8 protein-coding genes are annotated in these 13,954 nt (G+C 63.0%); 6 read left to right on the top strand and 2 right to left on the bottom strand.

The features are described 5' to 3' along the window. Window positions 1-33: 33 nt before the first annotated feature. The 5 genes from H3U89_RS01250 to ileS all read left to right on the top strand — a co-directional run bounded on the left by H3U89_RS01250 (window position 34) and on the right by ileS (window position 10,862). Window positions 34-1,389 carry a glycoside hydrolase family 30 protein gene (locus H3U89_RS01250; RefSeq protein WP_415873542.1) on the top strand — a complete coding sequence of 452 codons (1,356 nt, stop codon included), beginning with the start codon at window positions 34-36 and terminating at the stop codon, window positions 1,387-1,389. Between the two features lie 33 nt (window positions 1,390-1,422). Continuing rightward, window positions 1,423-3,537 (top strand): beta-galactosidase, encoded by a 2,115-nt coding sequence (locus tag H3U89_RS01245; protein ID WP_269748831.1) that lies wholly within the window; start codon window positions 1,423-1,425, stop codon window positions 3,535-3,537. Window positions 3,538-3,596: 59 nt separating this feature from the next. Continuing rightward, window positions 3,597-5,897 carry a glycoside hydrolase family 3 N-terminal domain-containing protein gene (locus tag H3U89_RS01240; RefSeq protein WP_198178937.1) on the top strand — a complete coding sequence of 767 codons (2,301 nt, stop codon included), beginning with the start codon at window positions 3,597-3,599 and terminating at the stop codon, window positions 5,895-5,897. Between the two features lie 70 nt (window positions 5,898-5,967). Further along, entirely contained in the window at window positions 5,968-7,242 is a 1,275-nt protein-coding gene (locus H3U89_RS01235) for a glutamate-cysteine ligase family protein (RefSeq protein ID WP_198178939.1), read from the top strand. A gap of 275 nt (window positions 7,243-7,517) precedes the next feature. After that, on the top strand, window positions 7,518-10,862 hold the full coding sequence (gene ileS, locus H3U89_RS01230) for a mupirocin-resistant isoleucine--tRNA ligase (protein WP_198178941.1): 3,345 nt from the start codon (window positions 7,518-7,520) through the stop codon (window positions 10,860-10,862). Between the two features lie 136 nt (window positions 10,863-10,998). Here the strand turns inward: ileS and H3U89_RS01225 are convergent, their stop codons facing one another. Further along, entirely contained in the window at window positions 10,999-11,946 is a 948-nt protein-coding gene (locus H3U89_RS01225; protein WP_198178943.1) for an aldo/keto reductase, read from the bottom strand. Between the two features lie 166 nt (window positions 11,947-12,112). On the opposite strand from H3U89_RS01225, the gene H3U89_RS01220 reads away from it, so the two are divergent. After that, window positions 12,113-13,081, top strand: coding sequence for an SPFH domain-containing protein (locus H3U89_RS01220; RefSeq protein WP_198176730.1), 969 nt, complete (start codon window positions 12,113-12,115; stop codon window positions 13,079-13,081). A gap of 8 nt (window positions 13,082-13,089) precedes the next feature. Here H3U89_RS01220 and H3U89_RS01215 read toward each other — a convergent pair whose 3' ends face one another. Further along, the gene (locus tag H3U89_RS01215) at window positions 13,090-13,941 is read right to left on the bottom strand and encodes a patatin-like phospholipase family protein (protein WP_198178945.1); all 852 of its coding nucleotides are present in this window, start codon (window positions 13,939-13,941) and stop codon (window positions 13,090-13,092) included. Between the last annotated feature and the right edge of the window lie 13 nt (window positions 13,942-13,954).

Below are 13,954 nucleotides of genomic sequence, written 5' to 3'. Positions count from 1 at the left end.
TACAGGGAAAATATGCAAAGGAGCAGAAGATCCATGAATAGTAATGCAGGACCGATTTGGGTTGCAACCACTCGGCAGCAGGCCATGCAGGAGCAGCACTTGGCTGCCTCCGCCATGGAGACGTCAGCTGATCTGGAATGTACCGGTGCCAAAAAGCAGACGCTGCGAGGTTTTGGCGGCTGCTTCAATGAGCTGGGGTGGTTGCCCTTGCAGGAGCTGGGGGAGGAGAAACGTGATCGGGTCATCCGTGAGCTCTTCAGCCCGGACGAGCTGAATCTGACCTTCAACAGGACCCCGGTGGGCGCCAATGACTTCGCCGCGAGTTGGTACAGCTACGACGAGACCGACGGCGACTATGACCTGGAGCATTTCAGCGTCGACCATGACGAGCAGACCCTGATTCCATACATCCGCCAGGCCCGGAAGTATCAACCGGACATGGGACTGTTCGCCAGCCCTTGGAGTCCGCCCACCTGGATGAAACGGCCCAAGGTCTACAATTTCGGGCGAATCGACATGAGTGAGCGCAACCTATCTGCTTATGCCCGTTATCTTCTGCGGTATGTGCGCGAGTATGACCGCCGCGGCATCCACATCGACCAGCTGCATGTGCAGAACGAGGTCTTTGCGGACCAGAAGTTCCCCTCCTGCCTCTGGTCCAGCGAGGACATGCGCATCTTCATCCGCGACTATCTGGGTCCCCTCTTCGCCAAGGAGGCGCCGGACACGGCCATCTTCCTGGGGACCCTGAACGGTCCCGAGGATATGAAATTCGGTCCCGAAGGCATGATCCTGGAGAACTACAATCGGTACGTGGACAACATCCTCTTCGACGAGGACTGCCGCAGGTACATCGCCGGCATCGGCTACCAGTGGGCCGGCCAGCATGTCATCGAGCGCACCCACCAGTCCTGGCCAGAGATCGAGTTGGAGCAGACCGAGTCCGAATGCGGCATGGGCGGCAACACCTGGGAATACGCCGAATACGTCTTCTCGCTGGTCAACCGGTATCTTCGGGCCGGAGCCACCTGCTACACCTACTGGAACATGGTCCTGGGCCAAGGCATATCCACCTGGGGCTGGCGGCAGAACTCCCTCTTCACCGTCGACACCAGCACCGGCCAGGTCAGGCGGAACCCCGAGTACTACGTCATGCGCCACTACTCGCACTATGTGCGCCCGGGCGCTCGCCTGCTGGATACCCGCGGCCATTTCAGCTCCATGGCCACAGCCTTCGAAAACCCGGATGGGTCGATCGTTGTGGTGGTCCAGAACGCCCTGGATCGCGCCATGCCCTTCTCCTTCTCCGTGCCGGGAGAAGACAACGAAGGGAGCCAAGGCTTCAAGGCGACTCTGGAGCCGCGATCCTTCAACACCTTCGTCCTATGAAATGAGTCTTGTAGATTAAGATTGGAGTTCATCATGTCAGACAAGGCAGTCCGAACCAAGGACCACTCAGCTTCGTCAGGCGGCACGCGTCTGCCGGACAGGCTCATCTTCGGATGCGCCTACTACGACGAATATATGCCCTATGAGCGGGTGGACAAGGACATGTCCATGATGAAGTCCGCCGGCATCACCACCATTCGTATCGCCGAATCCACCTGGAGCACCCTGGAGCCCCAGCCTGGCGTATTCGACTTCAGCCATGTGGATCGGGTGCTGGAAGCGGCTGGACGCTTCGACATCCAGGTCATCGTGGGCACGCCCACCTATGCGGTCCCCTCCTGGCTGGTCGCCATGCATCCGGATGTTCTGGCGGACACCCCCAAGGGCCACAACCGGTATGGCGCCCGCCAGATCATGGACATTGTCAACCCCTCCTACCGGTACTATGGCGAGCGCGTCATCCGCAGGCTGATAAGCCATGTCGCCGACAACCCCCAGGTGATCGGCTACCAGGTCGACAACGAGACCAAGTACTACGACTGTGTGTCGCCCGACATGCAGCGGCTCTTCGTCAAGGATCTCCGACGGCGTTTCGACGATGATCTGGACCGTCTCAATGCGGCCTTCGGCCTGGACTACTGGTCCAACAGGATCGACTCCTGGGAGGACTTTCCCGATCTGACCGGGACCATCAATGCATCCCTGGGGTCGGCCTTCGACCGCTTCCGCCGAAGCCAGGTCAGCCGCTACCTGGCCTGGCAGGCTGGCATCGTGCGCGAATATGCCCGCGAGGACCAGTTCGTCACCCACAACTTCGATTTTGACTGGGGCCCGGGCTGGTCATACGGCGTCCAGCCGGCTGTCGATCACTTCGAGGCGGCCGAGTGCCTGGATGTGGCCGGTGTGGACATCTACCATCCCACCGAGGATGACCTGACCGGCAAGGAGATCGCCTTCGGCGGGGACATGACCCGCAGCCTGAAGGGTGGGGCCAACTACCTGGTCCTGGAAACCGAGGCCCAGGGGCAGAACGGATGGCTGCCCTACCCGGGCCAGCTGCGGCTGCAGGCATACAGCCATCTGGCCTCGGGGGCTGACGGGGTCATGTACTGGCATTGGCATTCCATCCATAACTCCTTCGAGACCTACTGGAAGGGTCTGCTTTCGCAGGACATGGAGCCCAACCCTACCTATGAGGAGGCCGGCCAGTTCGGCAGGCAGGTAGCGCAGAAGGGTATGGGGGAGCGCCTGATCAACCTCCGAAAGTGCAACAGGGTCGCCATCATGGTGGGCAACGACTCCCTGACCGCCCTGGACTGGTTCTCCCTGGAGACCGGCTTCCCCCGTGAGCAGGGGCAGATCTCCTACAACGATGTGGTCAGACGGGTCTACGATGCCCTCTTCGAGCTCAACATCGAGTGCGATTTCCTCAGCGACAAGGCTGACCGGTCCCATCTGGGCCGATATGCCATGGTCGTGGTCCCTGCCCTCTACAGCACCGATGAGGATACGTTGACGGCCCTGGCCGACTACGTCCATCAGGGAGGTCACCTGGTGGCCACGCTGCGCTCCTTTGTGGCGGACGAGAACCTCAAGGTCTGGCATGACAAGGCTCCGCACCTGTTGACCGACGTGTTCGGCATCGACTACAACCAGTTCACCCGTCCCGGCAAGGGGCTCACCCTGGATCTACATGGGTCCGACCAGGCCGGACCGACCTGCCAGGGGCTGATTGAGTTGCTGAATCCGCGAACCGGAACCCAGGTCCTAGCCTCCTATGACCATCCGGTCTGGGGGCGGTATGCAGCTGTGACCCGTCATGATTACGGCCACGGAAGTGCGGAGTGGATCGGCACCCTGCCCTCGGCCCAGGGCATGCGGATGCTGCTTTCGGATGCGGCGGATGCGGCTGGCCTGGGCGGCCCCGCCCGGGACCTGGCTGGCCTGGTCACCGTGCGGGAGGGCATCAATTCCCTGGGGGAGCAGGTTGCCTACCTGCTCAATTATTCATCCAAGGAGGTCAGGCTGGCCGCGCCCTATGGGGGGCATCTGCTGGTGGCCGACGGGCAGGCTGATCCTCAGGCTCATGTCGACCAGGGCCAGCCCATGACCATCGGACCCTGGGATCTGGCGATCATCGTTCGATAGACCGGTCCCGGTCTGATTGGCTTGAGACTGACCGGATATGAAGAAAGGAAGGTGCCCAGATGGCATCAAGAAAATTGACAGGGGACCTACCCTACCGCAATCCCGACCTGAGCGTGGATGAGCGAGTGGCCGACCTGCTGGGCCGGATGACCCGTGAGGAGAAGGTGGGCCAGATGATGCAGCTTGATGCCCGCTCGGGAGTGGACAAGGAGGTGGTGGACCAGCACGCCGGATCCCTGCTGCATGTCTCTCCGCAGAGCATGATCAAGGCTGACAAGGCCGTTCATCGCACCCGTCTGGGCATTCCCCTGCTGATTGGCGACGACTGCATCCATGGCCATTCCTTCTTCCGCGGGGCCACCATCTTTCCCGAGCAGCTGGGCATGGCAGCCTCCTTCGACCCTGAACTGGTTCAGCGGATGGGGCGGGCCACAGCCCAGGAGGTCGCCACAACAGGCGTCCACTGGACCTTTTCGCCGGTGCTCTGCATCGCCAGGGACACCCGCTGGGGCCGGGTGGATGAGACCTTCGGCGAGGACCCCTTCCTGATCGGCGAGATGGCCTCGGCCATGGTGCGCGGCTACCAGGGAGGATCAGCCATGACCGGGACCCTGCCCAAGGATGCCGTGCTGGCCACGGCCAAGCACTTCGCCGGCTACTCCGAGACCCAGGGCGGGCGCGATGCCTCCGAGGCCGACCTCTCGCACCGCAAGCTGCTCTCCTGGTTCCTGCCGCCTTTCGAGCGCCTGGCCAAGGAGGGCGTGGCCACCTTCATGTTGGGCTACGAGTCCATCGACGGGGTACCGGTCACCATCAACAACTGGCTGCTCAACGACGTGCTTCGTGGGGAGTGGGGCTACCAGGGCACCCTGATCACCGACTGGGACAATGTGGGCCGGATGGTCTGGGAGCAGAAGGTGCAGCCCGACTACACCAGGGCCGCTGCAGCCGCCGTCAAGGCCGGCAATGACCTGATCATGACCACGCCCGGCTTCTACCAGGGGGCCTTGGATGCACTGGATGCCGGGCTTCTGCACGAGGAGGACCTTGACCGGGCGGTCAAGCACATCCTGGCCCTGAAATTCCGCATGGGGCTCTTCGAGGATCCGCGTCTGCCCGACCCCCAAGCCCAGAAGACGATCATCAACTCTAAGGAGCACCAGGAGCTCAACCTCCAGGTGGCCCAGGAGTCGGCAGTCCTTTTGAAGAACGACGGCATCCTGCCCCTGTTCGGCGGGGTTGATGCCGATGGCCGCCCTGGCGATGATTCAGCGCATAGCATCGCCCTGGTGGGGCCGCTGATTGACGATGCCCAGAACCAGCTGGGGGACTGGGCTGGCGGTTCGGGTCAGTGCGACTGGATCAAGGACCAGCCTCGGGAGATGATCTCGACAGTGGCCGACGGTCTGCGCCAGGAGTTGCCTGCAAACTGGCGGCTCGACTGCGAGCAGGGCGTCGATGTGCTCCGTCTGGTCGACGACCCTGCGGGTCCGCTCTTCCCCGATGGCCAGCCCAGGCCCAAGGTGGCGGCCCCGGCCAGGATCGATCAGGGCCGCTTCGACAGGGCCGTAGACCTGGCCAGGCAAAGCGACCTGGTGGTGGCCGTGGTCGGCGACGTGGTCCAGCTGGTGGGCGAGGGCCGTTCGACTGCCACCCTGGAACTCTACGGTCCTCAGCGCGATCTGCTGGATGCCCTGGCGCAGACGGGCAAGCCCATGGTCATCGTGCTTATGTCCTCCAAGCCGCTGATCCTGCCTCCGTCCGCACGGGCTGCCAGGGCCCTGATCTGGCAGCCCGATCCTGGTATGCAGGGCGGTCGTGCCCTGGCCAGGATTCTCACCGGCAAGGTTGAGCCCACAGGCAGGCTGCCCATCACCTTCCCCAGGCATGCCGGGCAGCTGCCGGTCTACTACAACCAGATCCGGGGCCAGCATGGTGACCGCTATGCCGATCTGACCCAGGATCCGGCCTTCGCCTTCGGCCAGGGTATGGGCTACACCACCTTTGCCTACGGAAAGCCTGGGGTCGATGGGCCGGATACCGTCGGACCCGAGGATACGGTCAGGGTGACCGTGGATCTGACCAACACCGGCCGGCGCTCAGGCACCGAGGTCGTCCAGGCCTATATCAGCGACCTGGTGACCTCAGTCAGCTGGGCTGATCGGGAGCTCAAGGCCTTCCAAAGGGTTCAGCTGGATCCAGGGCAGACCCGGAAGGTGGTCTTCGATCTACCGGTGTCCGAGTGGGCCCTGGTCGATGCCGACTGCGAACGCAGGGTCGAGCCCGGTCGGTTCCAGGTGCTGGTGGGGTCCTCCTCACGCAGGGCTGACCTGCAGGCCGTGACGGTGACCGTATGCTGACCACCATCCGACAGCGGAACTCCTCGCGTGTTGGTTGCCCAGAGCCCTCGCCCGCTCTTACCATGACAGCATGAGGAAAAGCGTAGGCGCTGGGTATGCGCACCTGTTGACGGTTCCCAATCCGCGGCATGTGGCCAGCCTGGTCGACTACTTTTCGCGGGGGTCAAAGCCGCGGTCCCAGTGGCGGTTCGGCATCGAGATCGAGCATCTGCCGGTGCGCAACGATGGGTCCGATGCCCCGGTTCCCTATGAGGGGGAGCGGGGCATCGAAGCCCTGCTGTCGGCCTTGGAGCCCTGCTACGACGGCGATAAGGAATACCGGGAGGATGGCCACCTGGTCGGGCTGAGCAGGCCGGGCTGCGTGGTTTCCCTGGAGCCCGGGAGCCAGGTGGAGTGCTCCCTGGGTGTGGTACGTGACAGCCGAGAATTCGAGGATCTCTACCGTCGCTTCCGTGCCGAGGTCGACCCCATTGCCGAGCGGCTGGGCTTCCGGCTGGTCGAGTACGGGTACCGTCCGGCTGGGTCCTACGCGGATGTAGGGGTCAATCCCAAGGAACGTTATGCGGTCATGAACACCTACCTGGGTCGCATCGGACAGTGCGGTCCCATGATGATGCGCAGCACGGCGTCCACCCAGATCAGCATCGACTACCAGGATGAGGACGATGCCATCGCCAAGATCCGTCTGGGCACGGCTATCGGCCCCGTTTTGGCCTACTTTTTCCGCAACACCCCAATCTTTGAGGGCAAGCCCAACCGCATGCCCCTGCGGCGTCAGCGGATCTGGGATTGGCTCGACACCCAGCGCACAGGCCTGATTCCCGGGCTGTTCGAGGACGGCTTCTGCTGGGAGGACTATGCCGTGGACATGCTCTCCACCCCGCTCATGGTGGCCGATGTCTCCCACACACCGGAGGTGGAGGGGCCGCATGGGCAGCAGGTCTTCATCGCCTGGCACGAAAACGCCGGGGAGATCTATCCTGACCGCCGGCTCAACGATGCCGAGATAGCGCACATCCTGACCACCCACTTCAATGATGTCCGTCTGAAGAACTACATCGAGCTCAGGCACTGGGACTCCCTGCCCATGGAACGTGCCAGCCGACTTATGGACGTTATCGGTGGCATCTTCTACGACCCGGATCAATTCGCCGGACTTGTCGGTCTTTTGGACGGGGTGAGCGAGGAGGATGTGCTCCAGGCCAAGGCCGACCTGCAGGTTCGCGGGGGCCAGGCCAGCCCCTATGGCCGTTCCCTGGACTTCTGGCGGCAGGCGCTAGGTGCCGAGGACACTCTGGATGATCTTCCGGGCGATCCACGTCATCCCGATCTCTTCCAGTCCTGACGACTGTTTCGTTATGCGAACGGGCGGGTCCGGTTTCCTGAGGATGGTATAATCTGGTCACCAATGGGCCTTGATCCGTCATCAGCGGGGAGCCCTCGGAAGAACGGGATCGCCTGCGGCGGTCCTCAGTAGAACCGACGGGTGGGCCCGCACAGCCCAGTTCAAGCGGTCCGGCGCGGGTCATTGGCCGGGCAAGCGAGGTGGTACCGCGGTGGGCCCCATGGGTCCCTCGTCCTCGACATGGCGACATGAACGACCAGCGAGGAGCGTGAACGGTGAATCAGACCACTGATACCTCAGATGCGACAAATCGGGACGGCGAAGTCTATCCCAAGGCGGTGGTGGACCCGGCTCTGGCCAAGGTGACGCCCAATCCCTCCTTCCCCCATATGGAGGAGTCCGTCCTGGACTATTGGGATCAGGACGACACCTTCAACAAGTCGGTGGACCGCCGACCGTCCGGCGACCATGCCGACAATGAGTTCGTCTTCTTCGACGGCCCGCCCTTCGCCAACGGCCTGCCCCACTACGGGCACCTGCTGACCGGCTATGTCAAGGATGTCATTCCCCGCTACCAGACCATGAAGGGCCACAAGGTCAAGAGGGTCTTCGGCTGGGACACCCACGGCCTGCCCGCCGAACTGGAGGCCCAGCGCGAGCTGGGCATCGACAGCGTGGATCAGATCGAGCAGATGGGCATCGAGAAGTTCAATGACGCCTGCCGCGCCTCGGTGCTCAAGTACACCAGTGAGTGGAAGGACTACGTCCACCGTCAGGCCCGCTGGGTGGACTTCGACCACGGATACAAGACCCTGGACGTCTCCTACATGGAGTCGGTCATGTGGGCCTTCAAGACCCTCTACGAGAAGGGTCTGGCCTACGAGGGCTACCGGGTGCTGCCCTACTGCTGGAAGGACCAGACCCCGCTGTCCAACCATGAGCTGCGCATGGATGCCGATGTCTATCAGGACCGGCAGGACACCACCGTCTCCGTGGCCGTCAAGCTCAGGGACGAGGACGCCTATGCGGTCTTCTGGACCACCACCCCCTGGACCGTCCCCACCAACCTGGCCATCGTGGTCGGCGCCGACATCGAGTACTCGGAGGTCAGCCCGGTGTCCGGGCCCTTCGCCGGCAAGCGCTTCTACATCGCCACGGCCCGTCTGGGCGACTACGCCAAGCAGCTGGGGGAGGGCTACCAGGTGGTCCGCACCCTCAAAGGGTCAGAGATGGAGGGCTGGCGGTACTGGCCGGTCTTCCCCTACTTCGCCGGGGAGCAGGCCGAATCCGAGGGCGGCACCCCCGGTCCCAACGCCTATACCATCTATACGGCCGACTACGTGGACACCGTGGAAGGCACCGGCCTGGTCCACCAGGCTCCCTATGGCGAGGACGATATGAACACCCTGAACGCCAAGGGCATCCGCAGCGTGGACGTCCTCGATGCCGGGGCCGTCTTCACCGCGCAGTGCCCTGACTACCAGGGCATGCAGGCCTTCGAGGCCAACATGCCCATCGTGCGCAACCTGCGCGCAGGCGACGGCCCCCTGGCACAGATCCCTGCCGAGCACCGGGCCATCCTCTTCCAGGAGAAGAGCTACGTCCACTCCTATCCCCACTGCTGGCGCTGTGGCACACCGCTGATCTACAAGCCGGTCTCCAGCTGGTTCGTCTCCGTGACGAAGATCAAGGACCGTCTGATGGAACTCAACCAGCAGATCAACTGGATCCCCGGAAACGTCAAGGACGGCCAGTTCGGCAAGTGGCTGGCCAACGCCCGTGACTGGTCCATCTCCCGCAACAGGTTCTGGGGCTCGCCTATCCCGGTCTGGGTCTCGGACGATCCCAAGTACCCCCGGGTGGATGTCTACGGGTCCCTGGATGAGCTCAAGAAGGACTTCGGCCGCTACCCGACCGATGACAAGGGACAGATCAACATGCATCGGCCCTGGATCGACCAACTGACCAGGCCCAACCCGGACGACCCGACCGGCAAGTCCACCATGCACAGGATCACCGATGTGCTGGACTGCTGGTTCGAGTCGGGATCCATGCCCTTCGCCCAGTTCCACTATCCCTTCGAGAACAAGCAGTACTTCGAGGACAGGGATCCCTGTGATTTTGTGGTGGAGTACATCGGTCAGACCCGCGGCTGGTTCTACACCATGCACATCATGTCCACGGCCCTCTTCGACCGGCCGGCCTTCAAGAACGTGATCTGCCATGGCATCGTCCTGGGTTCCGACGGCCAGAAGATGAGCAAGCACCTGCGCAACTACCCGGATGTGAACGAGGTCTTCGACAAGTACGGATCCGATGCCATGCGCTGGTTCCTGATGAGCTCTTCCATCCTGCGCGGCGGCAACCTGGTCGTCACCGCCGATGGCATCCGCGACACGGTCCGTCAGGTCATGCTGCCGGTCTGGAGCTCCTACTGCTTCTACACGCTCTACGCCAACGCGGCCAACAAGGGCGCCGGCTACCAGGCCCAGGCGCTGGCACCGGAGCGTGTGGCCGACCTGCCGGAGATGGACCGCTTCCTGCTGGCACGGACCCGGCGGCTGATCCAGTCGGTGCAGAAGGCCCTGGACGACTTCGCCATCTCGGAGGCCTGTGATGCGGTGACCGACTTCATCGATGTGCTGACCAACTGGTACATCCGCAACAACCGCGACCGCTTCTGGGGCGAGGATCACCAGGCCTTCGACACCCTCTACACGGTCCTGGAGGCCTTCGCCCGCGTTTTGGCCCCCTTGGCGCCCATGGAGGCCGAGCAGATCTGGCGGGGGCTGACAGGCGGCGAGTCGGTCCATCTGGCCGACTGGCCCTTCCTGGCCGATGAGACCACCGGGCAGGAGACCGAACTTGGGCTGGTCCTGCGTGACGATCCTGCCCTGGTAGCTGCCATGGAGAAGGTCCGTGAGGTGGTTTCGGCCACCCTGGCCCTGCGCAAGGCCGAGCAGATCCGCGTCCGCCAGCCCTTGTCCCGGCTGACCGTGGTGGTCCGTGACCCCGACGCGGCCCGTCCCTATGTGGACGTGCTCAAGTCCGAGCTCAACATCAAGGATGTGGAGTTCTGCACCCTGGACCAGGCCGGTCAGCACGGTCTGCGGATCATCCACGATCTCAAGGTCAATGCCCGGGCTGCCGGACCCCGACTGGGCAAGCAGGTCCAGTTCGTCATCCGGGCCTCCAAGCAGGGCGACTGGTCAGAGCAGGATGGCCATGTGGTCGTCACTACACCCGACGGACCGGTGGCCCTGGAGCCGGGCGAATACGAGCTGGACAACCGGATCGAGCAGGAGGACGGCTCCCAGGCCGACCGGTCAGCCTCCGCAGCCCTGCCCACCGGCGGCTTCGTCATCCTCGACACCCAGCTGGACGACGACCTCCTGGCCGAGGGCTACGCCAGGGATCTGATCCGCCAGGTTCAGGATGCCCGGAAGACCGCCGGGCTGGACATTGCCGACCGGATTCGGCTGACCCTGACCCTGCCTGGTGAGGATGCCCCCAAGGCCCGGCAGTTCAGCGATCTGATCGCCCGAGAGACCCTGGCCACCAGCCTGACCGTCAATTCCGGCAATCTGGACCAGCCGCAGGTCGACCTGGTCAAAGCCTGATCATAATTGCATAAAAAGGGCTTCCATCTGATAGGAGATGGAAGCCCTTTTTCATACGACCTGTCTGGCTAGGTGCTCGTCTGCGCCACGCTTGGCCGTGCGGCTGGCAATATTGCGATGGAGTGCCGGTTGCTGATCAGCTCTTGACCTTGTCGCTGACCTGGTCCAGGGTCTGCATATCCTGGTCGCTCAGTTCCAGATGGGCAGCATCCAGGAGGGCAGGCAGCTGCTCGGGGGTGCGTGCAGAGGCGATCGGGGCTGCAATCCCAGGCCTGTGGTTGAGCCAGGCCAGGGCGACGGTGGCCAGTTCGACCCCGTGGGCCTTGGCGATGCCGTCCATGGCGGCGACCACGTCCAGTCCCTCCTGTGTAAAGAAGTCCTTGACCATGCCCTCGCGCTTCTTCCCCTTGAGGTCGTCCATGGTCCGGTACTTGCCTGTCAGGAAGCCCGAAGCCAGCGAGAAGTAGGGGAAGACCGCCAGATCCTCGTCCTTGGCGACCTGCATGAGGCCACCCTCATAGTCCTTGCGGTAGACCAGGTTGTACTGGGGCTCCAGGGCCACCGGCAGGGTCAGGCCCTCCTTGCGTGCGATGCTGAACCACTCGCGGATCCGGTCCGGGGTGTAGTTGGACAGACCGATGGCCCGGACCTTGCCCTCCTTGACCAGCTTGTCGAAGGCTGCCGCAGTTTCCTCCAAGGGGGTGGAGCTGTCGTCGAAGTGGGCATAGTAGAGGTCAATCACATCCAGGCCCAGCCTGAGCAGGGAGGCATCGGCGGCGGCTTCGATGTTCTTGGCCGAAAGACCTGAGTACTGGGGGTGCTGGCTGACTTTGGTAGCCACCAGGACCTTGTTGCGGTTGCCGTTCTTGGCCAGCCAGCGGCCCAGGACGATCTCGGACTCGCCGCCGGAGTGGCCGGGGGCCCAGGCCGAATAGACGTCAGCTGTGTCGATCAGGTTGCCTCCGGCTGCCGTGTAGGCGTCCAGGACCTGGTCAGACGTGGATTCATCGCTGGTCCATCCGAAGGTGTTGCCACCCAGGACCAGGGGGAAGATTTCGGCGTCGATGCCGCGTAGTTTTGCCATGTTCATCCTTTCGGGTTGAAGGCTTGTTAAGCCGAGTCTATTACGGCTTGTGCGCCCCGACCGATTATTCAGACGGGTCCTTCATGTATGGTGATGAGAGGAAAGGCCGGAATGGTGCGGTTTCCAGGTCCGGCATCCAAGGGTTTAAGCTCGAAGGAGAACACTCATGCATCTAGGCATCGCCATCGTGATCGCCGTGCTGGTTCTGGCGCTGATCATCTTCCTCCTGGGGATTTTCGTAGTGCCCCAGCAGCAGGCGGACGTCATCGAGCGCTTCGGCAAGTACCACCGGGTGGCGCTGGCGGGCATCCACGCCAAGATCCCCCTGGTTGACCGTATAGCCGCCAAGACCAACCTGAGGGTCAACCAGTTGAACGTCAAGCTGGAGACCAAGACCAAGGACAACGTCTTCGTCACCGTGGAGGTCTCCGCACAGTTCCGGGTGGAGGCGGCCAACGTGTCCACGGCCTACTACGAGCTGGTCGACCCGGCAGGCCAGCTGCGCTCCTACATGGAGGACGCCCTCAGGTCGGCCATTCCCGCCCTGAGCCTGGACGATGCCTTCGCCCGCAAGGACGACATCGCCTCCGACGTGCAGAAGACCGTGGGCCAGGAGATGCAGCGCTTTGGTTTCTCGGTCATCAAGACCCTGGTCACCGCCATCGACCCCTCCACCCAGGTCAAGCAGGCCATGGACTCCATCAACGCTGCCCAGCGCGAGAAGGAGGCCACCAAGGAGCGTGCCGAGGCCCGTCGGATCGAAATCGAGACCCAGGCCAGGGCCGATGCGGAGAAGACCAGGATGCAGGGCGAGGGCCAGGCCAACTACCGGCGGGAGATCGCCAACGGCATTGTGGACCAGATCAACAGCCTGCGGGCCGTGGGCATGGATATCGATGCCGTCAACAATGTGGTGCTCTTCAATCAGTATCTGGATGTGATGCGCTCGCTGGCGGAGTCCGGCAATGCCAAGACCCTGGTCCTGCCTGCGTCAACCCCCGGCGGGTATAACGAGCTCTTCAACCAGATGACCGCAGCGCTGATGACCGCCCAGAGCACCCAGGGCAGTGCGGATCCCCGGCACGGCCGCAGGAATGCGGGTACAGAGGGCGGGACCGGGACACCGGTTCTGTAAGGTCTTGTTCAGCTTTCCAGGAAGTCGGCTATAGCCTCGGCAGCCCGATAGCCCTTGTCGTACATGGCGTTGAGTCCCCTGAGAGACTTGCTCAGCGTGGTCAGCCCGCACAGACTGTCCGGGGCCAGGATGAGTACCTGGCCCTCCTTCTCGGCTTGTTTGGCCAGGGCCACCTCGTCGTTGTAGGTGCGGTAGCGCTCCATAAGACGCTCGGCGGCCGCCGGATAGGTCCTGGCCAGGATTCGGGCCGGCAGGACATCCTTCTTCTGCTCGCGCAGAATATCCCTCTGGCGCGTCAGGACCAGGACGATGCGTTCATAGCCCTCGTCCATGGCCTTGCGGACCGGGACCGGGTCGGCGATGCCGCCGTCCAGATAGGGCACGCAATCGATCATATAGGGCTTATTGGCTACTGGCACAGTGGAAGAGGCCTTGAGGACGTCATAGTTGTCCTGGGCCAGGTCGGACTTGTCGAAGTAGACGGTGGATCCGTCGGTGGCCCTGCAGGCCACTACGGTGAACAGGGCCGGGTTGGCCTTCAGAGCCTGGTAATCCAGCGGGCATTCCCCGTCGTGGGCCGACAGTTTGCCATAGACGTAGTCCAGGTCGACGAAGGTGTGCTTGGTCAGGAAGTTGCTCACGCTCGCGTACTCCTTGCGGGAGGAATACACAGTGTAGAAGCGGTAGCAGCGCCTGAGCTGGCCCGACAGGAATGAAGCCAGATTGGCACTGCCGGCCGAGACCCCGTAGCAGTGATCGAAGGTGATGCCCTGCTCCATGCAGCGGTCGAAGACGCCGGCGCCGAAGATGGACCTGTAGCCGCCGCCTACGTCGATGACGGCTGTTCTTTTGCGTGCCATGGGCACCTCGATT

Source organism: Bifidobacterium sp. W8104 (assembly GCF_016100735.1).
Lineage (GTDB): Bacteria > Actinomycetota > Actinomycetes > Actinomycetales > Bifidobacteriaceae > Bombiscardovia > Bombiscardovia choladohabitans.
The sequence above is the reverse complement of the archived record's forward strand: the minus strand, read 5'-3'. Positions and strand labels throughout refer to the sequence as shown.